The sequence below is a fragment of the Caulobacter rhizosphaerae genome (assembly GCF_010977555.1).
Classification (GTDB): domain Bacteria; phylum Pseudomonadota; class Alphaproteobacteria; order Caulobacterales; family Caulobacteraceae; genus Caulobacter; species Caulobacter rhizosphaerae.
The window spans coordinates 4,404,549-4,425,591 of sequence record NZ_CP048815.1; the positions used below are offsets into that span (position 1 = coordinate 4,404,549).

Consider the following 21,043-nt stretch of genomic DNA (forward strand, 5'->3'; position numbering starts at 1 on the left):
CAGCTTCAGGGGCGAAACAGGCCGTCGGGATCAGCGGGCCCAGGTCGACAGGCGGCTCAGGGTATCGCCGTCCAGCGCGCCGGAAGGCTGCAGGTTCTGGTCGCGCTGGTAGGCGGCGATGGCCATCTGCAGGGCCGGCGAGGTCACGCCGTCCTGCGGACCCTGGTAGTAGCCCAGCTTGGACAGGGCGCGCTGGGCGGTGGCCAGGCCCGCGCTGGGCGCGGCGGCCGAGGCGACCGCTTGCACGGGGGCGGCGGCTTGCGAGCGGAAGCCGCTGGCCGAACGCTCGGCGATCCGCTGGCCCTCGGCGGTCAGTTGGGCGCGCAGGGCGGCGGCCCGGGCGCGGGAAGCCGTGTCGCCCGACCGCGCGGCAATCAGGTACCACTTGTAGGCCTCGGTGGGGTTCTGGCTGACGCCCCAGCCGCCTTCATAGAGCTGGGCCAGGTTGAACTGGCTGTCGACCAGGCCCAGGTCCGACGCCTTGCGGAACCAGCTGGCGGCCTTGGTCGAGTTCCGCTCGCCGCCTTCGCCCTTGTAGTAGTAGAGGGCCAGATTGTGCATGGCGCGAGGTTCGCCGGCCGTGGCGGCGCGCTCGGTCCAGCGGCGGGCCTCGACCAGGTCCTTCTTCACCCCGCCCTCGCCGACCTCGTACATCTTGGCTAGGTAGAACTGGGCGCGCGGCAGGCCCAGATTGGCGGCCTTGCGCAGGCTGTCCAGGCCGGTGCGGTCCTTGGCCTCGATGCGGCGCACGCCGTCATCATAGAGGGCCTGGGCGTTCTCGCCGGGCGGCGTGGCCGCGACCAGCGCGCCTTCGGTCGAGATCGTGGTCGCCTCGACGGGAGCCTGGGAGGTCAGCGCCACTGCGGCGCGGGCGCCGGTCGGGCTGGTGTCGGCCTCGGCGGCGCGGATCTCGCCGGTCGTCCTGTTCGACAGCCCCTGGGCCACGCGCTCAGGCAGCGCGCCCGAACCATGGGCCGAGCTCATGATATAGCCGGCCGCCCCCACGCCCATGAAGGCGGCGGTGGCCGAGACCATCAAGGCGGTCTTTACCGCGCCCTTCTTGGCCTTCTTTTCCGATTTCTTGGCGCCGAAGCCGGCGAACAGCGAGGTTCCGGTCTTCTTCGCCTTGTCCTTGCCCTTGGCGTCGCCAGAGAGGGCGGCCTGCCGGGCGGCGGCGCGGGCCTGCTCGATCACCTCGCGGGTCGACAGCGGACGCGACGGCGCGACCGGCTCCTCCGGCGCGGCGAAGTCGGAGTTCGCGAACTCGGGGGCCGAGAAGTCGGGGGCCGAGAAGTCGCCGTCATCATCGGCCGTCGGCTCGAACGCCGTTTCTGGCTCCAGCGTCGAAACGAAGCCGTCGGCGGCCTCGAAATCCTCGTCGCCGAACTCCAGCGCCGGCGGTTCGCTGGCCGGGAAGGCCGGCGCTTCGAACACAGGGACGTCGAAGACGACCGGCGCGGCGGTGCGAGCGGGCGTCGAGACTGGGGCGTGCGGCGGGATGAAGGGCGCCGGCTGGTGGAAGACGTCTTCGGGAACGGCCTCGCCGCCAAACGAGAAACGCTCGCCGTCGTCGAACGGCGACGGGGCCGGGCGCGCGGGCGGCGGGGCCGGGACGGCGACGACCTGTTCGGCGGCGCGGCGCTGGGCCTCGGCCAGCTTGGTGTCGATCTTCTCGCGCGCTTCCTCCAGCAGGCGAGCGGTGCGCTCCTCGCTCTGGCGGATGCGGTCGACCAGTTCCTGCGAGGTGCGTTCGTGACGCTGGTTCAGGCGATCGGTGACGCGGGTCACCTGGTCGCCGACGTCGTCGATGGCCAGGGCGTTGCGGCGTTCGGCGTTGCTGATCCGCTCGGCCAGTTTCTCGGTGATCCGGGCGATCTCGGCGCCCAGCTTCTCCAGCGCCTGGGCCTGGACGCTGTCGGCGCGGTTCAGCTTCTGGTCGATGCTGGCGGCGACCTGCTCGATGGCGGCGGTGTTGCGGGCTTCCGAGGTCTGGACGCGGCGGTTCAGGGCGTCGGCCATGCCGACCACCTCGCGGCCCATGCGCTCGATGGCCTGGGCCGAGCGTTGCTCGGCGGCCTGCACGTGGGCGGTCATCTCGCCCAGCTTGCGCTCCATGCGGTCGAAGCGGCCGTCGGCGGATTCGCGCAGCTTGGCGGCCATTTCCAGCCGAGCGGCTTCCATGCGCTGCGTCAGGCTGCCGGCCAGGTCGTCGAGACGCTTCTGGACGCCCTCGCCCGGGTTGCTGCTCTCGACGGTCCGCAGACGGCCGTCCAGGGCGCTGAACGAGGTGTTGAGGGCCTGCAGGGCCTCGGACGTGCGGGCCTCGGCGGCTTCCAGGCGCTGGCCCAGGCGGGCCACGACCTCTTCGACCAGGGCCGAGGGATCGCCGACGCCGGCACCGGCCTGGGCGTCCAGGCGCTGTTCCAGCTGGGCGATCGTCTCGCGGGTGCGGGCCTCGCCTTCATAGAGGTGGCCGGCGACCTTGCCCAAGGCGCCTTCCAGCGCCCGGAGCGCTTCGGCCGAGCGCGGGCCGGCCGCTTCGGCCTCGATGCGGCGCAGCCGTTCGGCGGCGCGGGTCTGCTCGGACTTGATCTCGTCGGCCACGCCCTCGAAGCGGGCGGCCACGGCGACCTGCTCGCGCTCGGCGGCGACCAGACGCTGCAGCGCGCCGCGCACGGACTCGTCGATGCCGGAAATGGCCTGGGCCGAACGCTTCTCGGCCGCCTCGATGCGGTCGGTCAGGCGATCCAGGGCCACGGCCACCCGGCCGACCTCGTCGGCGGGATGCTCGCGGGCTTCGATGCGCGAGGGCGCGCCGCCGCGGGCGGTCTCGTAATAGGAAGGATTGGCGCGGTCGTTGTTGACGGCCAGGGAGGGGCGGCTAGGCTCGCCGAACGCCTCGAGCGACGCGGCGTCGAAGCCCTCGCCCTCGATGATCATGCGATTGAGCCATTCGCCCAGGGTCATGCCGGAGCGACGCGCGAGGTCCTTAGCGACCTCCCGTGCCTTGGGGTCTATCCCCTTAACGCTCCATGGCGCCGCGGCCGTCATGCGAATCGTTCCCTCTGCACCTGGGAACCAACGCTAGTCACCGATTCCTAGCGTGTAAACGCGACCAAAACCGCTACATATAGCAATGGTCAAGATTAACTGTGGATGGTTAACAGGCGCACCTTCCTAACGTGTGTACCTAAGATTCGGCTCCTTGTGGTTAATGAACGTTAACTATTTGCACGGCCGATTGTCGCAGGCCATGAGAGGCGCATGGACCTCCCGACGACCCTCGCCATCGCTGTGGCCGCCCTGCTGTTCGCCGTCTTCTGCGGCTGGCGCGGCGCGCGTCCGATCAATGTTCTAAAGGGTCCGCGCATGGTGCCGTGGCGGCCGTTGATGGTGGCCGGCGCCGTCGTGGCCCTGCTGATGGCGGCCCATATCCTCAACCTGCTGGGGATGAAGACGGGCGACCCGCGCTACTAGGTCGCGGCCTTTTGGTCAGGCCGGAGACGCCGCCGGACGACAGCAGGCCGATATCGGCAAGCAGAAAGGGGATCGCCCACTTGTGAGGCGCGGCAATGTAGCGCGGCTGCCAGACCGGATCGTACTTGTCCTTGTAGCGGCGAACGCCCTGGAAATTGTAGATTTCCTCGCCGCGCTCGTAGAGCAGGCGGCCCACGCGCGACATGATCGGCGCCAGCGGACGGTCTTCCAGACCGGCCAGCGGCGCGACGCCGAACTCGAACGCCTGGTAGCCCTGCTCCTTGCCCCAGCCCAGCAACTCGACGAACAGGTAGTCCATGACGTTCTTGGGCGCGTCATCGGAATAGCGCATCAGGTCCATCGAGAACGAGACCTTGTTGGCCGTGGTCCACAGGGTGGCGAAGGCCACGATCCGGTCCTCGACCCGCACCAGGGCCACCGGGAACTCGGCCACGTAGCGCTCGTCGAAGCCGCCCATCGAAAAGCTCTTCTCGCCGCCGGCGTGGTGGGCCAGCCAGGCGTCGGAGATCGCCTTCAACTGCGGCATGACCGTGTGGACCTGGTCGGCTGGCAGAACCTCGAAGGCCGCCCCGCCCTCCCCGGCCTTGCGCCAGTTGCGGCGCAGGACCTCACGGCGGCGGCCGGCGAGGGAGAACGCCTCCAGCGGCACGGCGGCGCTTTCACCCGTCTTCTGGATGGCCAGGCCCAGGTCGACGCTGTCGGGCAGGTCGGCAGGGCCCAGGGCGTAGAAGCCGGCGCGGGCGGCGTGGGCGTCGGCCAGCTCGCGGAACCGCCAGAACAGCTCCATGCGCTCGTCGTCGCGCCCGACCGGCGGCCCCATGGCGATCCACGAGCGGCCGCGCACGCCGAACATCAGGAAACTCTCGCCGGAGGCCGAGAACAGGAAGCGCTTGTCGCCCAGCAGGGCCAGGTTCGACGGCGGCTCGGCGTTCTCGGCCTTGGCCAGGATGGCGCGGACCCGGTCGAACTCCGGGTCGGTGTCGTCGACCACCGGCGGCGTGGCCGGGGTGGCGATCAGCCGCCAGACGCCGATGGCCATCAGCACGATGGCGGCGGCGGCCGACGAGCGGATGGCGCGGGCCACTTCCCGGTCGCCGATCGTCTTCATCACCGACTGGTCGGCATATTCGGTGTGGGCGAAGGTCCACCAGCCGCACAGCGCCACCCCGACCAGGGCCGCGGCGGCCGACAGCAGCCAGCCGGGCGTGATCTCCATCCGCGACAGGGCCGCCTTGCGGGGAAAGGCCTCGTGGAACGGCAACATGGCCAGCATGATGGCCGTCAGGATGACCGTCTCTTCCCAGTTCAGCCCCTTGAACAGCGCCAGGATCGCCCCGCCGGCCAGGGTGAACAGCGCCGCCCACCAGGCCGCGTCCAGGCGCGCGCGCAGGCCGAAGGCCAGCAGGACCAGCATCAAGCCCAGGATCGAGGAGACGAAGTGGCTGACCTCGATCAGCGGCCCCGGGGCCACCGCCACCCAGATCGCGAAGCGGGTCGGCTCGGACGGGGTCGCGCCCGAGGCCAGCAGCAGGATCCCGGCGCAGGCCGCCAGGATGGCCGACAGCGTCGGCGCGACGGCGAGGAAGGCAGGCCTCAGTTGCGGCGCGGACATCTAGACCCCTGATCGGCGAATCCCGGCGGGACACGTCATCGCGATCCTCTATAGCGCGGCTTGTCCCCAGCGGGCGCCCGTCGCGTGACGAACGATCGTTTGAATCAGCTTGCCCCCGCCGTTCCATGGCGTAGTCTGCCGCCCGACGACGCCCATAAGCGTCGCGAAACGATGCGGGTAGGGAGAACAGCCATGGCGGATTTCGGCGGCGGCGGCGATCTGGAGGCTTTCCGGGCCGACACGCGGGCCTGGCTGGAGACCAACTACCCACCATCGCTGAACGCGCCGATGAGCGAGGACGACGCGCCCTGGGGCGGCAAGCGGTTCCAATGGAAGAACCCGGACGCCAAGCTGTGGCTGGACCGCATGGCCGAGCGCGGCTGGACCGCGCCGATGTGGCCCAAGCAATATGGCGGCGGCGGCCTGTCCAAGGCCGAGAACAAGGTGCTGGAGCAGGAGCTGCGTCGCCTGAAGGCTCGTCCGGCCCTGATGAGCTTCGGCGTCTGGATGCTGGGTCCGGTGCTGCTGGAATACGCCACCGAGGAACAGAAGCAGCGCTTCCTGCCGCAGATCGTGCGCGGCGAAACCCGCTGGTGCCAGGGCTACAGCGAGCCGGGCGCGGGCTCGGACCTGGCCAGCCTGCAGACCAAGTGCGAGGACAGGGGCGACCACTGGCTGATCAACGGCCAGAAGGTGTGGACCAGCTACGCCGACCAGGCCGACTGGATCTTCTGCCTGGTGCGCACCGACACCACCAAGAAGCACGAGGGCATCTCGTTCGTGCTGTTCGACATGGCCTCGCCCGGCGTCGAGGCTCGGCCGATCAAGCTGATCAGCGGCTCCTCGCCGTTCTGCGAGACCTTCTTCGACAATGTGAAGGTCCCCAAGGACCAGCTGGTCGGCAAGGTCAACGGCGGCTGGGACATCGCCAAGCGCCTGCTCCAGTACGAGCGCCAGAACATCTCGGCCTCGGGCTTCGGCGGTGGCGGCGGGCTGGACCTGGTGGAGGCGGCCAAGACGGAGGTCGGCGTCGACGCGTCCGGCAAGCTGGCCGACGGCGACCTGCGGGCCCGCATCGCCCACCACCGCATGGACGCCCACGCCTTCATGCTGACCGTGCGCCGGGCGGAAGCCGAGTCCAAACAAGGCTCGGGCCCCAGCGCCGCCGTCTCGATCATCAAGTACGCCGCCGCCAAGATGAACCAGGAGCGCACCGAGCTGCTGGTCGAGACCCTGGGCCTGCAGGGCCTGGGTTGGGAGGGCGAAGGCTTCACCAGGGACGAGCTGGCCGCGCCGCGCGCCATGCTGCGCGCCAAGGGCAACTCGATCGAGGGCGGCACCAGCGAGGTCAATCTCAACGTCGTCGCCAAGCGGGTGCTAGGCTTGCTGGATCACCAGTAAGGGCGCCGAGGAACCATGATCGAGTTCTGGTACGAGTTCGGCTCCACCTACTATCCCGCCGCCATGCGCGTCGAGCGCCTGGCGCAGTCGGCTGGCGTGACCGTGGCGTGGCGTCCCTTCCTGCTGGGGCCGCTGTTCCACGAGCAGCAGGGACTGAACGACAGCCCGTTCAACGCCTTCCCGGTCAAGGGCGACTACATGTGGCGCGACCTGCAGCGGGTCTGCGACCTGGAAGGCCTGCCGCTGGTCCATCCCAGCCAGTTCCCGCGCAACGGGCTGCTGGCCGCCCGCGTGGCGATCTGCGGACTGGAGGACGGCTGGACCCCGGCCTTCAGCCGCGCCGTCTACCAGGCCAATTTCGTCGACGACCAGGACATCTCACAGGCCGAGGTGCTGGCCCCGCTGATCGCCTCGGTCGGCGCGGCGCCGGACGCGGTGCTGGCCGCCGCCGCGACCGATCCCGTCAAGAGCCGCCTGAAGGCGCACGTCCGCCAGGCGCAGGAGCGCGGCCTGTTCGGCGCGCCCAGCTTCGTCACCGCCGACGGCGAGCTCTTCTGGGGCAACGACCGTCTTGAGCAGGCCCTCGACTGGGCCGTCCGCCACCAAACTCTGGAGCAAGCCTGACATGGCCGTCCTGACCGAAGAACAGACCATGCTGCGCGACGCCGCCAAGGGCTGGACGCAGGACAGCGCCCCGGTCGGTGCCCTGCGCAAGCTGCGCGACGGCGGCTCGAAGCAGAGCTTCGACCCAGCAGCGTGGAGCGAAATGGGCGCCATGGGCTGGGCCGGGGTGATCGTGCCGGAGGAACACGACGGCTCGGCCTTCGGCTATCTGGGTCTCGGCCTGATCCTGGAGGAGACCGGCCGCAACCTGGTGGCCTCGCCCCTGCTCTCCACCGCCTTGGTCGCGGCCTCGGCCTTGGTCCTGGGCGGTTCGGACATCCAGAAGGCCGCGTGGCTTCCGAAGATCGCCGCCGGCGAAGCCGTCGCGACCCTGGCGGTCGACGAAGGCGCGCACCATGCGCCGCTGAACACCGCCCTGTCGGCGAAGACGTCCGGCGCCGGCTTCGTGCTCAGCGGAACCAAGACCTTCGTCCTCGACGGCGACGCGGCCGACCTGCTGGTGGTCGCCGCCCGCACCTCGGGCGCGGCCGGCGACGGCGACGGGATCACCCTGTTCCTGGTCCCGGGCGACACCCCCGGCGTGACCCGCACCCACCTGGCCCTGATCGACAGCCGCGGCGCGGCCAGGATCGCTTTCGACGGCGTGCAGGTCGGCGCCGACGCGGTGCTGGGCGAGGTCGACAAGGGCTGGGCGATCCTTGAGCCGGTGCTCGACCGCGCCTATGCCGGTCTGGCCGCCGAAATGCTGGGCGCGGCGACCGCCGCCTTCGAGATCACCCTGGACTACATCAAGACCCGCACCCAGTTCGGTCAGGTGATCGGCACGTTCCAGGCCCTGCAGCACCGCGCGGCCAAGCTGTTCACGGACCTGGAGACCACCCGCTCCTGCGTCGAGGCCGCCCTGGAGGCCGCCGACGCCGGCTCCGACACCCGGCTGCTGGCCTCCCTGGCCAAGGGCAAGGCCAGCGAAGTGCTGCACCTGGCCTCCAACGAGATGGTCCAGATGCATGGCGGCATCGGCATGACCGACGCCCACGACGCCGGCCTCTACATGAAGCGGGCCCGCGTGGCCGAGGCTCTGTTCGGCTCGGCCTCGTTCCACCGGGATCGGTACGCCAGGCTGTCGGGCTTCTAAAGGCGCCTTGCGTCCTTCGAGGCTTCGCCTGCGGCTCGCACCTCAGGATGAGGAAGGTGAGCTGCTGTTGAATTCCTCGTCCCGAGGAGTCCGCGCAGCGGGCCTCGAAGGACGCTCGATGCTCCAACCTTCGCTCTAGGAACCGCCCTCGCTCAGACCAGTTCTCCCCTCCTCCCCAGCGAGAAGGAAGACCCGCCATGAGCACCGATCCCAACGACAAGGCCGCCGTCGAGAAACGCCTCTGGAAGGAGCTGGACGACGCGCGGTTCGGCATGCTGGGCCTGATGAACGCTCACCAGCATTTCCAGCCGATGACCGCTTTCGCCGAGCCGGAGGGCGGCCAGGTCTGGTTCTTCACCAGGGACGACACCGACCTCGCCAAGAACGCCAGCGGCGGGGCCGAGGCCATGCTGATCGTCCAGTCCAAGGACCAGGAGTTCCAGGCCTGCATCGGCGGCGTTCTGTCCACCGCCCGCGACACCACCCGCATCGACAAGTACTGGAATCCGATCGTCGCCGCCTGGTTTCCGGACGGCAAGGACGATCCGGCCCTGACTCTGCTGCGGCTGGATGTCCGGGACGCCGAACTGTGGATCTCCAAGGGCGGCCCAGTGCGCTTCGCCTGGGAGGTGGCCAAGGCCAACCTGACCGACAGCCCGCCCGACCTGGGCGACAAGGCCCACGTCAAGCTGGCCTAGACGGCGGTGCGCCGGCGAGGCGGGCGCATGAAGTCTCATCAAGCGATGGCTGCTGATGGCTTGGCGAAGCTGGTCCGTCGAAAGTCTCGGCTTCCGTCGGTTGGCGGAATGGCGACGCTTCGATAAGCGAGCGGTAATGTACTCAGGACGACAAGAGAGACGGGACGGCGACGAGCTCCCAACTATTCCCGTACCGTCGGATAGGCGACCAACTTAGTTTTGAAGGCTCTTGGCGCATCACATCTGTGTCGACTACTCGACAGCGCGGCGGCGACTTCCAACCTAGATTTCAAATCCCTTCCGCCTACCGATGGTCGATTCGTTCGACGGGGCCGCCGCCACCTTGAAAAATCGTCTGCTTGCCGCCCTGCCGACGGAGGATTTCGGCCTGATCGCGCCCCACCTCGTCCAGCAGGAGCTGGAAAAGGGCCGTCATCTGTACGATCCGGGCGATCCGATCGAGGCCATCTATTTCCCGCATGATTGCGTCATCTCGCTGATGACCCTGATGGAGAACGGGGCGGCCATCGAGTCCGCGCCGATCGGCCGCGAAGGCGCCTTGGGCTTGATGGCCGCGGTGGCGCCGCGCCAGTCGCTGGTGCGGGCCATCATCCAGACCTCCGGGCAGGCCTCGCGGATCAGCGTCTCGGCCCTGCATGACGCCTGGACCCGCAGCTCCGCCCTGCGCGACCTGGTTGATCGCCATAACGAGGCGCTATTCGGTCATGCGATCCAGTCGGTCGCCTGCAACGCCCTGCACGGCGTCGAGGCCCGGTTCTGCCGCTGGCTGCTGTCGTGCCGCGATCGCATCGAAGGCGACACCATCAGCCTGACCCAGGAATTCCTGGCCGACATGCTGGGCGTCCAGCGCACCACGGTCACGGCCGTGGCCGGTTCGCTGCAGGCCAAGGGCCTCATCCGCTATCGCCGGGGCGTGGTCGACATTCTCGACCGCGCCGGCCTGGAGGCCATCACCTGCGAGTGCTACGCCGCCGTGCGGCGCGGCTACGAGCGCCTGCTGCCGCTTCCGTTCGGCTGAAGGCCTATCTAGCGACGCTTGCGGGTCGGGAACGGCGCGTGGGCCAGGCGCAGCAGGTTGGCCGCCCCCGGCGCGCCGAACGGCGTGCCGGCGACGATCAGCACGCGCTCGCCCGGGCCGACCAGGTTCAGTTCGACGGCCTTGGCGACGGCGTCGGAAGTGACGACCTCCAGGCTGTCGGGCTGGCCGCTGACGCGGGCCTCCACGCCCCAGACCAGGCACATGCGGCGCACGGCCTCGACGCGCGGCGACAGGGCCAGCACCGGCTGCAGCGGACGCTCGCGCGACAGGCGGCGGGCGGTGGCGCCGGTGGTGGTGAAGGCCACCAGGCACTTGGTCGAGCCGGCCTTGGCGGCCTGGGCGGCGGCCACGACCAGGACGTCGGCGTCTTCGTCGTTGTGCGGCTGTTCGGCCTGCATCAGCTCGGGCCAGCGCGGGTCGCGTTCCACCCGCTCGATGATGCGGCTCATCATCGTCACCGCCTCTTCCGGATAGTCGCCAGCGGCGCTCTCGGCCGACAGCATGACCGCGTCCGCGCCCTCGTAGACGGCGTTGGCGACGTCCGAGGCCTCGGCCCGGGTCGGGGTCGGCGAGCTGGTCATGGATTCCAGCATCTGGGTGGCGACGATCACGGGGATGCCGCGCTCGCGGGCGGCGCGCAGGATGACCTTCTGAGCCACCGGCACCTCTTCGGGAGCCATCTCGACGCCTAGGTCGCCGCGGGCCACCATCACGCCGTCGCAGAGGTCGAGGATCGGGCCCAGCACTTCCAGCGCCTGGGGCTTCTCGATCTTGGCCAGGACGGCGGCGCGGCCTTCGACGATGCGCCGCAGCTCGGCCATGTCTTCGGGGGCCTGGACGAACGACAGGGCGATCCAGTCGACGCCCAGGCGCAGGGCGAAGGCCAGGTCCTCGCGGTCCTTCGGCGTCAGCGGCGACATCGGGATCACCACGTCCGGCACGGCCACGCCCTTGCGCTCCGACAGCTTGCCGCCGTTGACCACCGTGGTGTTGGCGTAGCCGGGACCGGCATCGGTCACGGTCATCCGCAGCTTGCCGTCGTCCAGCAACAGGGTCGCGCCCGGGCGCATGGCCACCAGGATCTCCGGGTGGGGCAGGTGCACGCGCGTCGCGTCGCCCGGCGTCGGGTCATTGTCGAACCGGAAGGCCTGGCCGGCCTTCAGCATCACCGGCCCCTCGGCGAACTTGCCCACGCGCAGCTTCGGCCCCTGCAGATCGGCCAGGATGCCCAGCGGCCGCCCGACCACCGCCTCGGCCGCGCGAATGGCGTTGTAGGCGGCGGCGTGGTTGTCGTGGCTGCCGTGGCTGAAGTTCAGGCGGAAGACGTCGGCCCCGGCCCTGGCGAGGGTGACGATCATCTCCGGCGAGCTGCTGGCCGGGCCGATGGTGGCGACGATGCGGGAGCGGCGCGCGCGGATCATGAACCTGCTCCGGAGAGGCTAGAAAATGCTGCAATGCGGCAATACATACCGCACAGCAGAAAGGATTTGCTTTTGGCGAACGTCATTCCCGAATTTCCCGCCTGACAACGTTGTCTAGCGCCCCGGGCCTGGATTCGCCATTGCTGACTTAGCGTCAACGCCGAAGCCTTTCCACCTCCATCGGAAAAATGGGCGCGAAAGGCCTTGGGATTCCGAACGCCTGACGCGAGCTTCGGATCAGAGAAACCTGAATCCTAGCCGATCGGCCCGGTGGACTCGCGGACCACCAGTTCGAAGTCCAGCAGGCGCGACGGCGGCGCCTCGCCTTCCGTCCGGGTCGCCCCGGTCAGCAGCAGATCGGCCGCCGCCGCCGCCATGGCCTGGATCGGCTGGCGCACGGTGGTCAGCTGCGGCCAGACAACCTTGGCCCCAGGGGTGTCGTCGAACCCGGCCACCGACAGGGTCTGGGGCACTTCGAGACGCAGGCGATTGGCCACCGCCATCACGCCCAAGGCCATGTCGTCGTTGGAGGCGAAGACCGCCGTCGGGCGGTCGATGCGGTCCAGCAGCCGTTCGGCCGCCTCGAAGCCCGAGCGGAACGAGAACCAACCCTGCTCGACGCGATCTTCGCGCACGGCGTGACCGTGCTCCTTCATCGCCGTCACGTAGCCTTCGTACCGAAGGTGCGAGGCGCCGTGCTCGGGGTGCCCCTTGATGAAGCCGATGTCGGTATGGCCCAGGCCGATCAGGTGGGCGGTCATCTCGTAGGCGGCGCGCACGTCGTCCATGCGAACGTGGGCCGAACGATCCTGGTCCTGGTCGGGCGACAGCCGCACATAGGGCACGCCCTCCGCTTCCAGCACGTCCAGCACCGCGACGTTGTCGCAGACCGGCGGCGTCAGGATCACTCCGTCCATGCGCAGGGTGTGCAGCATCGGCTCCACCTGGGCGGCGACGTCGCCCTCGGAGTCGAGCGGCTCGACGATTAGGTGGTAGCCCTCCTCGCGACAGCGGGCGATCGCCCCCAGCTGCACGTCGGTGACATAGGCGGGGCTGGGGTTGTCGAAGAACACGCCGATCAGATAGGCCTTCGACCCCGCCAGACTGCGGGCCGAGATGTTCGGCCGGTAGTTCAGGGCCGCGACGGCTTCCTGCACGCGCGTGCGGGTGTCGGTCTTCACGTTCGGCTCGCGGTTCAGCACCCGCGAAACGGTCTTGATCGACACCCCCGACAGGCGGGCGACCTCGTGGATCGTAACCTTGGAACTCAAGACCGGCCTCGCGAAGCGTCGGAAATCGACAAGCGACGCAATAAAGGCATGACAACCTTGTCAAGGCGAGCCCACTTCCAGTGGAAATCTCGCCTTGAGGGATCGGAACAGGCGCCGCCGAGCCGAAAGCCCTAAGAAATGGCCGCCTTGCCGTCCGGAGTCATGGCCACCGCCGCGCCGATCAGGGCCGTGTGCGGGTTCATCACCACGTGGGTCGGGATGGCGCGGGTGTAGTCGCTGAGCCGGCCCTTCGATTCGAATCGTTCGCGGAACTGGCCCTTTTCCAGCAGGTCGATGATCCGCGGCGCGATACCGCCGGCGATGAACACCCCGCCCCTGGCGCCCAGCGCCATGGCCAGGTCGCCGGCCGCCGAGCCGAGGATGGCGCAGAAGCGGTCGATCGTGACCTTGCAGCATTCGTCGCCGGCCACGCCGTGCTCGGTGATCTGCTTGGCGGTCAGTTCGTCGGTCTTGCGGCCTTCCACCTCGGCCAGGATGAGGTGCAGGTCCTCCATGCCGGGGCCCGACAGGATCCGCTCGATCGAGCAGCGGCCGAACCGCTTCATCAGGATGCGGAGGATCTCGACCTCGGTCTCGTCGAACGGGGCGAAGGCGATATGGCCGCCCTCGGTGGTCAGGGGCGTCTCGACGCCGTGCCGGCGCACCATGCCCGCCGCGCCGAAGCCGGTGCCCGGGCCGATGATCGCCAGGTCGCCCTCGCCCGAGGTCTGCAGCGGACCGATCTGGCGCAAGTCCTTGGGCGCCAGGCGCGGGGCGGCCAGGGCCTGGGCGGTGAAGTCATTGATCAGCTTGGCGGTGCGGAAGCCGCCGGCCCGGCGCAGGCTGTCCTCCGACAGCTTCCAGTCGCTGTTGGTGAACTGCACCGCGCCATGCTCGATCGGACCGGCGACCGCGACCACCGCCTGGTCGGGATGGCGCACGCCCATCTTGTCCAGATAGGCCTCGACGGCGTCCTCGGCCTGGCCGTAGTCCTCGCCCTTGTACGAGGTCGGCTCGATCAGCTTGGGGTCGGCCCCATCGAAATCGACCAGGGCGAACCGCGCGTTGGTTCCGCCGATGTCGCCGACCAGGCCTAGTCCGATGGAGTTCAAGCCGCTCATATCCGTCACTTCCTAAGCAAACAGCACCGATGCGCCGTGGTCGGAAGCGCCGACCCCCGAACGCAGCAGGCCGAAGAGTTCCCGTCCAAAGCCCGGCTTGGACGCCGGGACTTGCGCCGGCGTACGGGCGCGCAGGGTCGCCTCGTCCACCAGGATTTTCAGCTCGCCCGTGTGGGCGTTCAGCGAGATGACGTCGCCATCCTCGACATAGGCCAGGGCCCCGCCCTTGGCCGCTTCCGGCGTGATGTGGATCGCGGCCGGGGTCTTGCCCGAGGCGCCCGACATCCGCCCATCGGTGACCAGAGCCACCTTGAAGCCGCGATCCAGCAGCACCGAGATCGACGGCGACAGGTTGTGCAGCTCGGGCATGCCGTTGGCCGACGGGCCCTGGAAGCGGACCACGACGACGACGTCGCGATCCAGCTCGCCGCGCTTGAAGGCGGCGATGAAGTCTTCCTGCTCCTGGAACACGGCCGCCGGGGCGGTGATCACCTGGTGCTCTGGCTTCACGGCCGAGACCTTGATCACGCCGCGCCCCAGATTGCCGGTCAGCAGGCGCAGGCCGCCTTCCGGGCTGAACGGGTCGGAGGCCGGGCGCAGGATGTTGAGGTCCAGCGACTCGTCCGCGCCCTCGCGCCAGGCCAGCTCGCCGTCGACCAGCACCGGCTCCTGGGTGTAGCGCGACAGGCCGGGACCGGCGACGGTCAGGACGTCCTCGTGGGCCAGGCCGGCCTTCAGCAGTTCCTTGACCACGAAGTGGATGCCGCCGGCGGCGTGGAACTGGTTCACGTCGGCCGAGCCGTTCGGATAGACCTTGGCCAGCAGCGGCGTGGCCTTGGAGATGTCGTCCAGGTCTTCCAGGGTCAGGATGATGCCGGCGGCGTGGGCCATGGCCACCAGGTGCAGCGCCAGGTTGGTCGAGCCGCCGGTGGCCATCAGGCCGACCACGCCGTTGACCACGGCCTTCTCGTCGATCACCCGGCCGACCGGAATCCAGTCGTTGCCCTTGTGGGTGATGGCCGCCACCCGCTTGGCGGCTTCCTTGACCAGGGCCGTGCGCAGCGGGGTGTGCGGATGGACGAAGGCCGAGCCGGGCAGGTGCAGGCCCATCAGCTCCATCAGCATCTGGTTGGTGTTGGCGGTGCCGTAGAAGGTGCAGGTGCCCGGGCCGTGGTAGCTGGCGCTCTCGGCGGCCAGCAGTTCCTCGCGACCGACCTTGCCCTCGGCGTAGAGGGCGCGGATGCGGGCCTTCTCCGAATTGGGCAGGCCCGAGGTCATCGGCCCGGCCGGCACGAACATCGCCGGCAGGTGGCTGAAGGTCAGGGCGCCGATCAGCAGGCCCGGCACGATCTTGTCGCAGACGCCCAGATACAGCGCGCCGTCGAACGCGTCGTGGGTCAGGGCGATGCCGGTCGCCATGGCGATCACGTCGCGCGAGAACAGCGACAGCTCCATGCCCGGACGGCCCTGGGTGACGCCGTCGCACATGGCCGGAACGCCGCCGGCGAACTGGGCCGTGGCCCCGACCTCGCGCGCCGCGTCCTTGATCAGGGCCGGATATTCCTCCAGCGGCTGGTGGGCCGACAGCATGTCGTTATAGGCCGAGACGATGCCCAGGTTGGGCGCGTTGACGTCCAGGGCGCGGACCTTGTCCACCGCCGGCGAAGCGGCGAAGGCGTGGGCCCAGTTGGCGCAGCTGAGCTTGGCCCGGCCCGGCTGGGCGGCGGCGGCTGCGTCGAGGTTGGCCAGATAGGTCGCGCGGCTGTCGCGGCTGCGCTCGATGATCCGCGCGGTGACTTCAGCGATGACAGGGTTCAAGGCCATGGGACTACTCCGCCCAGAGGATACGGACCGGGGCGCGGTCCTGGTTCAGAATCGCGGCGATGGGCAAGCCTTGATCGACCGGACCTTCGAGCAACGTCTTCTTGGCGCCGCCGGTGATCAGCAGCACGATCAGCGACGACTGGATCAACGCCTGAAAGGTCAAGCTGATCCGGGGTAGGTCCGGCGCGGGTTGGCCGGGCGGCACGGCGATCACCGTGCGTTCGGACCGGGGGTCCAGGCCTTCCGCCAGTTTCGGGTTGCCGGGGAACAGCGAGGCGAAATGGCCGTCGGGACCGACGCCCAGCAGGGTCACGCCGAACGGCAGCGCCTTGGCCACCCCGGCCTCGGCCTTCGCCGGGACCGCCTCCTGAGCCACGCCGTCGAAATACATCGGCGCGAAGCCCGCCTTGGCCGCCTCGCCTTGCAGCAGGTGGCGACGAACCAGGCCCTCGTTGCTGCTCGGGTCGGACGGCGGCACGAAGCGCTCGTCGGTCAGGGTGACGACGACCTTGTCCCAGGGGACGGTCATCGTCGCCAGTCGGTCATAGACCGGGGCCGGGGTCGAGCCGCCGGTGGCGGCGAACCCGGCCTGGCCGCGCTTGGCCACGGCCTCGGTCAGGGCCAAGGCCACGACCGAGGCGGCGGCGTCGTACAAGGCTTCGCGGGTGGCGAACGCCTCGATCTTGGGGAGGGCCATGGTCGCCACGCCTACTCGTTCCACGCCCGGCCCTGGGGCGAGATCAGCGCGGTGGCGCTGTGCGGTCCCCAGGTGCCGGCGGCGTAGGGCGCGGGCTCGATCTTGGCCTCGGCCCAGGCGGCGGAGACGCCGTCCACGAACTTCCACGCCTGCTCGACCTCGTCGCGGCGCACGAATAGGGTGCGGTCGCCGCGGAACACGTCCAGCAGCAGCTTTTCGTAGGCGATGCGGCGGCGGCTGCCGGCCGCGCTCATGGCCAGGGACAGCGGCAGGGACTGCAGGCGCATGCCCTCTTCCGACAGGCCCGGACGCTTGGTCATCACGGTCAGCGAGATGTCCTCGTCCGGCTGCAGGTCGATGACCAGGCGGTTGGCCTTGGTCTCGGCCTGGGCGGCGGACCCGAAGATGTTGTGCGGCACGGGCTTGAACTGCACGACGATCTGGGTGCGGCGGTCGGGCAGGTTCTTGCCGGTGCGCAGGAAGAACGGCACGCCGGCCCAGCGCCAGTTGTCGATGTCGACCTTCATGGCCACGAAGGTCTCGGTCTTGGACGGCTTGCCGACCTCTTCCAGATAGCCCTCGCGCGCGGTCCCCTCGACCACCCCGGCCACGTACTGGCCGCGCACGGTGTCGTGGGCGACATTGGCCTTGGTGAACGGACGCAGGGACCGCAGCACCTTGACCTTCTCGTCGCGGACCGCGTCCGGGTCGAAGCCCGACGGAGCCTCCATGGCCACCAGGCACAGCAGCTGCAGCAGGTGGTTCTGCAGCATGTCGCGCAGGGCGCCGTATTCATCGTAATAGGGCCAGCGCTCGCCGACCTTCTCGGTCTCGGCGATCGTGATCTGCACGTGATCGATGTGCTTGTTGTCCCACAGGGGCTCGAACAGCACGTTGCCGAAGCGCAGAGCGGTCAGGTTCTGGACCGTCTCCTTGCCCAGATAGTGGTCGATGCGGAAGATCTGGCTTTCGTCGACGACCGCGCCGACCGCGCCGTTGATCACGCACGAGCTGGCGAAGTCCTTGCCGATCGGCTTTTCCAGCACCAGGCGCGTCTTGGGGCCAGTCAGGCCGGCCGATTGCAAGGCGGTGCAGACCGAGCCGTAGAGGCTGGGCGACAGGGCGAAATAGACGACGAGGTCGCCGTGCGGGCCGACCTTGTCGGCCAACGCCTTGGCGCCCTCTTCCTTGGTGATGTCGACCGACAGGTAGTCCAGGCGGGCGGCCAGGCGGTTCCACGCCGATTCCTCGACGGTCGCGCGCTTGCCCAGCTGTTCGCGCACCAGCTTGCGATAGCTGTCGGCGGTGTGGTCGTGACGGGCTAGGCCGATGATCCGCAGGTCGTGCGGCAGGAGGCGGTCGACCTCGAGAAAATACAGCGAAGGCAACAACATGCGCAGCGCGAGATCCCCCGCGCCGCCCAGCAGAACCAGCACTTCGCGACCTGTCTGGTCGACGTTCGTTTCTTTGGCCAAAGCTTCCACCCTATGACAACGTTGTCATGCCACGCCCTCTCGAGCAATGCAAGCGGACCCCGCCACATGAAGGCCGAGGCCCCGTGTCGACGTCCCGACAGGATCGCGCGCGCGGCGTCTAACTAAGGCGTTTGGGCCTGGGCCGCCAGCGGACCAATCGCTTTTCGAACGCGAAGGTTCACCGCCTGGGCAGGCTGAACGCGGGCGCGCCGCAAATGGCGACCGCGCAGGCGATGCTGCAAGGAGAAATTAGCCCCAACGCCGGGCTTGGCCGGCTGGGCCGTCTAGAGAACACGGAGCGACGCCGACGAAATCCTTAGTTGCTCGCCTGGGCCCGGAAGCGGTCCTTCATCTTGGCCACCCAGCCATTGAAGGCCTCGTTGTCGGCGGTGACCTTGCTGAAGTCGGTGCTGGACAGGCTGCCCGGATCGGCGCCGGCCAGGGCCACGCGCAAGCCGTCGGGATTGCGCGCGCCGTCGACGAAGCCGCCATAGCGCTGGCGCAGGCGGCCCAGCGCGGCGTCGTCGTCGGCCAGACTGAAGGCCACGGCCGCGCGCAGCAGCTTGGACTCGTCGGCCGGGTTCAGGACGCCGGGCGTCTTCCAGCGGTCCGCCAGCGAGCGTTCGTAAAGCGCACCGGCCTGGGGCCAGGCGTGCTGCTTCCAGGCGATCTCGGCGCGGACGTCCTCGGCGTCGCGGCTCTTGTCGCCCTCGATCACCTCCAGGGCGGCGTCGTAGCGGCCCAGGCCCATCAGGGCGCGGGCGGTGGCTAGGCGGCGCTCGGCGTTCAGGGCTGGCGGCAGGATCGTGGTGCGCGTGGCGTTGATGGTGTCCAGCGCGCTCTCGGGCTTGCGGTCCATCAGGTAGATCCAGGCGAGATCCGTGGCCACCTGGGCCTTGGGCACGCCGTTCAGGCGATTGTCGACCTGGTACTTGAGCAGCTTGGCGGCCTCGTCCAGCAAGTCGACATCGACCAGGCGACGCACCAGGTTGCGGACCATCTGGTCGCCGTCGGCGCCGATCGGGGTCAGGTCCTGGAAGTCGTAGAACAGCCCCACCGCCTGGATTGGCTGCATGCCGTCGGCCAGGCCGTCGAGGAACAGGCTGCGGAACGCGGTGTTCAGATCGTTGCGCAGAGCGACCGCCTGCGGCAGGTCGGACTGCACGTTGCTGGCCGAGTGCAGCACCTCCAGCGCCTCGCGATAGCGGCCCTGCCTGATCTGCAGCTGGCCCAGCGCACGGATGGTGTCCAGTTCCACCCCGTCGCCGCGCCAGCGGAAGCGCAGTGCGTCCAGCCCCTTGGCGGCGATGTCGGCGCTGATCTGGTTCTTGGCCAGGCGCAGCTGGATGGCGTGCAGGGTGGCCGGCGCGGCCAGGCGGTCGATGCCGCACTTCGAGATCGCCTGGAACACCGGCAGGGCGCGGACGTCGTTCTTGGCCTCGAAGGCCTTGGCCAGGGTCAGACGCAGCTCCAGCTGGTCCTCGACGGGGATGTTGGGCAGCTTCAGGGCCTGGTTGATCAGGCGAATGGCGGTGTCGGGCGCCCCGACGCCGACCGACGCCTCGGCCTGGGCGCCCAGGAAACGGGCCTGCCATAGGGCCGGGAACATGTTGAGCGCGCGGGCGCCCTCGGCGAACCGCTGGTTGGCGTCCACCCACTGGCCCGTCTTGCTGGCGATGTAGCCGCGCCACATCGCGGCCGAGGGATCGTCGCTCAGCACCGGCGAGGCGAAGTCGGTTTCGGCCTCGGCGTAGCGGCGGGCCAGCACCTTGGCCACGCCGCGCAGGCCGCGGAACTCGCCGTCGCCCATCAGGGTCTGGTGGGCGCGGCCGGCCGCGTTGAGCACGCCGATCGCCTCGAACGACAGGTTTGAGCCGACCAGGAAACGGGCAAGGACCATGCGGGCGGCCGTGTCGTCGCCCTTGCCGTCGCCGCCGCTGGCCGCCGGGATGGCGCCCAGCAGGGCGTCATAGCGGGCCATGAAGCCGCCCGAGCCGGTCTTGGCCCAGTGCTCGGGATCGATCAGGGCGGGCATGGCGAGGGCCTGGGGCGCGCCGGCCCCGGCGTCGGCCTGGGCCTGGGCGCTGGAGGACGAGGACAGCAGCAAACCCTTGGGCCGGCCAATATGCACGATGTCGCCCTCGGCGATCATCTGCAGGTCGCCGGAATAGCTTTCGACCGCCAGGCCGGTGGCCGACTGCAGCAAGGCCATCTCGACATAGTCGCGGCGCGACGGCAGTCCCTTGGACGGGGCCAGGGCGGTGGCCACCGCCAGGCGATCGCCGACCGCCGGATCCGAGACCCAGGCGATCCTGGTCGTGCCGGCCACGTTGGCGGTCAGGGTGGCGGGGCTGGCGTTGTCGTCGCGGGCCACGCGGATCGGGTCGGGCGAATCCTGGGTCCCCGCGCCCAGGGCGATCGTCCAGTTGGAGCCGACGCCGTCGGCGTAGAACGGCGCGCCCTGCGGCGTGCTGATGCGCAGCGCCGCATAGTCGGCGCCCTTGAAGGCCTGGATGTTGCGATATTGAGCGGTGCTGGCGGGCAGCTTGCCGATGTCCAGCCGGGCCGGGGCGTCGAACACCACCCACACGGCCTCGCCGCGCCGGAACACCGCGGCGCCCGCCGGATTGGCCCAGTCGAAGCTGAGTTGAACCTGGCCCGCGACCTTGGAGAACTTGACCGGCACCGCGCCGTTGGCCGGCATCGGATTGGGCCGACGCGCGACCACGGCGGCGGCTGGCGTCGACGCCGGCGGCGCGTCCTGGCGGGCGAACAGGTTGATGAAGTCGTCGCCGTCGGCGTTGCCAGCCCGGAAGTCGGCGTCGTCGCTGAGCGCGACCACGATCTCGACCGCGCCGCCGACATGGCGCGCCTGGGCGCCCTTGACCCAGCGCGGCGGACCGACGTTCAGCGGCGAGAGGTTGGGATTGGCGTCGCGCGGAAAACGCAACACCACCGACGTTCCCTCCCGGCGCGCCTGCATGCCGCGCGAGCCGGGGAATTCCAGGCGGGTGAAGTCGGGGGCCTGGGCGACCCTGACCTGGAGGCCCGTCGAAGCGGCGGGACGCGGCGCGGCGGCCTTGCGGGGAGCGGGCTTGGAGACCTGGCGCGGCGCAGCCGAGATCGACACCGTCGGGGTCACGACCCCGAGGATGCAGATCGCCGCGACCGTCGATCTCAGGATCCCTCCCAGCGTCATGCCCCCG

Annotated in this window: 15 protein-coding genes; 6 read left to right on the forward strand and 9 right to left on the reverse strand. The window is 69.5% G+C overall.

All coding sequences use genetic code 11. The features are described from left to right. Positions 1–30: 30 nt before the first annotated feature. The gene (locus G3M57_RS20070; protein ID WP_163232602.1) at positions 31–3,051 is read right to left on the reverse strand and encodes an SEL1-like repeat protein; all 3,021 of its coding nucleotides are present in this window, start codon (positions 3,049–3,051) and stop codon (positions 31–33) included. A 213-nt stretch (positions 3,052–3,264) separates the two neighbouring features. Here G3M57_RS20070 and G3M57_RS20075 point away from each other — a divergent pair, with 213 nt between their 5' ends. Continuing rightward, positions 3,265–3,477 carry a hypothetical protein gene (locus G3M57_RS20075; protein ID WP_056761501.1) on the forward strand — a complete coding sequence of 71 codons (213 nt, stop codon included), beginning with the start codon at positions 3,265–3,267 and terminating at the stop codon, positions 3,475–3,477. Here the strand turns inward: G3M57_RS20075 and G3M57_RS20080 are convergent. Beyond that, on the reverse strand, positions 3,437–5,110 hold the full coding sequence (locus G3M57_RS20080; protein WP_056761498.1) for a phosphatidylglycerol lysyltransferase domain-containing protein: 1,674 nt from the start codon (positions 5,108–5,110) through the stop codon (positions 3,437–3,439). The genes G3M57_RS20075 and G3M57_RS20080 overlap by 41 nt on opposite strands. A 192-nt stretch (positions 5,111–5,302) precedes the next feature. Between G3M57_RS20080 and G3M57_RS20085 the strand changes: the two genes are divergently transcribed. From G3M57_RS20085 to G3M57_RS20105, 5 genes are all read left to right on the forward strand, one after another. Beyond that, the gene (locus G3M57_RS20085) at positions 5,303–6,511 is read left to right on the forward strand and encodes an acyl-CoA dehydrogenase family protein (RefSeq protein ID WP_163232604.1); all 1,209 of its coding nucleotides are present in this window, start codon (positions 5,303–5,305) and stop codon (positions 6,509–6,511) included. A gap of 15 nt (positions 6,512–6,526) precedes the next feature. After that, positions 6,527–7,135: a 2-hydroxychromene-2-carboxylate isomerase gene (locus tag G3M57_RS20090; protein WP_163232606.1), complete on the forward strand. Its 609-nt coding sequence runs from the start codon at positions 6,527–6,529 to the stop codon at positions 7,133–7,135. Between the two features lies 1 nt (position 7,136). Further along, positions 7,137–8,270, forward strand: coding sequence for an acyl-CoA dehydrogenase family protein (locus G3M57_RS20095; RefSeq protein WP_163232608.1), 1,134 nt, complete (start codon positions 7,137–7,139; stop codon positions 8,268–8,270). A gap of 197 nt (positions 8,271–8,467) precedes the next feature. Beyond that, positions 8,468–8,968 (forward strand): pyridoxamine 5'-phosphate oxidase family protein, encoded by a 501-nt coding sequence (locus G3M57_RS20100; RefSeq protein WP_163232610.1) that lies wholly within the window; start codon positions 8,468–8,470, stop codon positions 8,966–8,968. A gap of 343 nt (positions 8,969–9,311) precedes the next feature. Further along, the gene (locus G3M57_RS20105; protein ID WP_082564757.1) at positions 9,312–10,007 is read left to right on the forward strand and encodes a Crp/Fnr family transcriptional regulator; all 696 of its coding nucleotides are present in this window, start codon (positions 9,312–9,314) and stop codon (positions 10,005–10,007) included. A gap of 8 nt (positions 10,008–10,015) precedes the next feature. Here G3M57_RS20105 and pyk read toward each other — a convergent pair whose 3' ends face one another. The 7 genes from pyk to G3M57_RS20140 all read right to left on the reverse strand — a co-directional run bounded on the left by pyk (position 10,016) and on the right by G3M57_RS20140 (position 21,036). Then, positions 10,016–11,449, reverse strand: coding sequence for a pyruvate kinase (gene pyk / locus G3M57_RS20110; protein WP_163232612.1), 1,434 nt, complete (start codon positions 11,447–11,449; stop codon positions 10,016–10,018). A gap of 254 nt (positions 11,450–11,703) precedes the next feature. After that, positions 11,704–12,720 carry a LacI family DNA-binding transcriptional regulator gene (locus tag G3M57_RS20115; RefSeq protein ID WP_056761478.1) on the reverse strand — a complete coding sequence of 339 codons (1,017 nt, stop codon included), beginning with the start codon at positions 12,718–12,720 and terminating at the stop codon, positions 11,704–11,706. Between the two features lie 131 nt (positions 12,721–12,851). Further along, on the reverse strand, positions 12,852–13,841 hold the full coding sequence (gene glk, locus G3M57_RS20120; RefSeq protein ID WP_056761475.1) for a glucokinase: 990 nt from the start codon (positions 13,839–13,841) through the stop codon (positions 12,852–12,854). Positions 13,842–13,853: 12 nt separating this feature from the next. After that, complete coding sequence (edd, locus tag G3M57_RS20125; RefSeq protein WP_056761473.1) at positions 13,854–15,665, reverse strand: phosphogluconate dehydratase; 1,812 nt, start codon at positions 15,663–15,665, stop codon at positions 13,854–13,856. 4 nt (positions 15,666–15,669) lie between these two features. Continuing rightward, entirely contained in the window at positions 15,670–16,362 is a 693-nt protein-coding gene (gene pgl, locus G3M57_RS20130) for a 6-phosphogluconolactonase (protein ID WP_163232614.1), read from the reverse strand. 11 nt (positions 16,363–16,373) lie between these two features. Then, positions 16,374–17,837 carry a glucose-6-phosphate dehydrogenase gene (zwf, locus tag G3M57_RS20135; protein ID WP_056761470.1) on the reverse strand — a complete coding sequence of 488 codons (1,464 nt, stop codon included), beginning with the start codon at positions 17,835–17,837 and terminating at the stop codon, positions 16,374–16,376. Positions 17,838–18,153: 316 nt separating this feature from the next. After that, a complete protein-coding gene (locus G3M57_RS20140; protein WP_163232617.1) occupies positions 18,154–21,036 on the reverse strand; it encodes a tetratricopeptide repeat protein in 2,883 nt (960 codons plus the stop codon). Positions 21,037–21,043: the final 7 nt, after the last annotated feature.

Excerpts from the sequence above, each read along its gene's own strand:
- edd (WP_056761473.1), bottom strand. The coding sequence starts at position 15,665 with ATGGCCTTGAACCCTGTCATCGCTGAAGTCACCGCGCGGATCATCGAG.
- G3M57_RS20100 (WP_163232610.1), top strand. The coding sequence starts at position 8,468 with ATGAGCACCGATCCCAACGACAAGGCCGCCGTCGAGAAACGCCTCTGG.
- G3M57_RS20090 (WP_163232606.1), top strand. The coding sequence starts at position 6,527 with ATGATCGAGTTCTGGTACGAGTTCGGCTCCACCTACTATCCCGCCGCC.
- G3M57_RS20140 (WP_163232617.1), bottom strand. The coding sequence starts at position 21,036 with ATGACGCTGGGAGGGATCCTGAGATCGACGGTCGCGGCGATCTGCATC.
- pyk (WP_163232612.1), bottom strand. The coding sequence starts at position 11,449 with ATGATCCGCGCGCGCCGCTCCCGCATCGTCGCCACCATCGGCCCGGCC.
- pgl (WP_163232614.1), bottom strand. The coding sequence starts at position 16,362 with ATGGCCCTCCCCAAGATCGAGGCGTTCGCCACCCGCGAAGCCTTGTAC.
- G3M57_RS20095 (WP_163232608.1), top strand. The coding sequence starts at position 7,137 with ATGGCCGTCCTGACCGAAGAACAGACCATGCTGCGCGACGCCGCCAAG.
- G3M57_RS20085 (WP_163232604.1), top strand. The coding sequence starts at position 5,303 with ATGGCGGATTTCGGCGGCGGCGGCGATCTGGAGGCTTTCCGGGCCGAC.
- G3M57_RS20075 (WP_056761501.1), top strand. The coding sequence starts at position 3,265 with ATGGACCTCCCGACGACCCTCGCCATCGCTGTGGCCGCCCTGCTGTTC.
- G3M57_RS20080 (WP_056761498.1), bottom strand. The coding sequence starts at position 5,110 with ATGTCCGCGCCGCAACTGAGGCCTGCCTTCCTCGCCGTCGCGCCGACG.
- glk (WP_056761475.1), bottom strand. The coding sequence starts at position 13,841 with ATGAGCGGCTTGAACTCCATCGGACTAGGCCTGGTCGGCGACATCGGC.
- G3M57_RS20070 (WP_163232602.1), bottom strand. The coding sequence starts at position 3,051 with ATGACGGCCGCGGCGCCATGGAGCGTTAAGGGGATAGACCCCAAGGCA.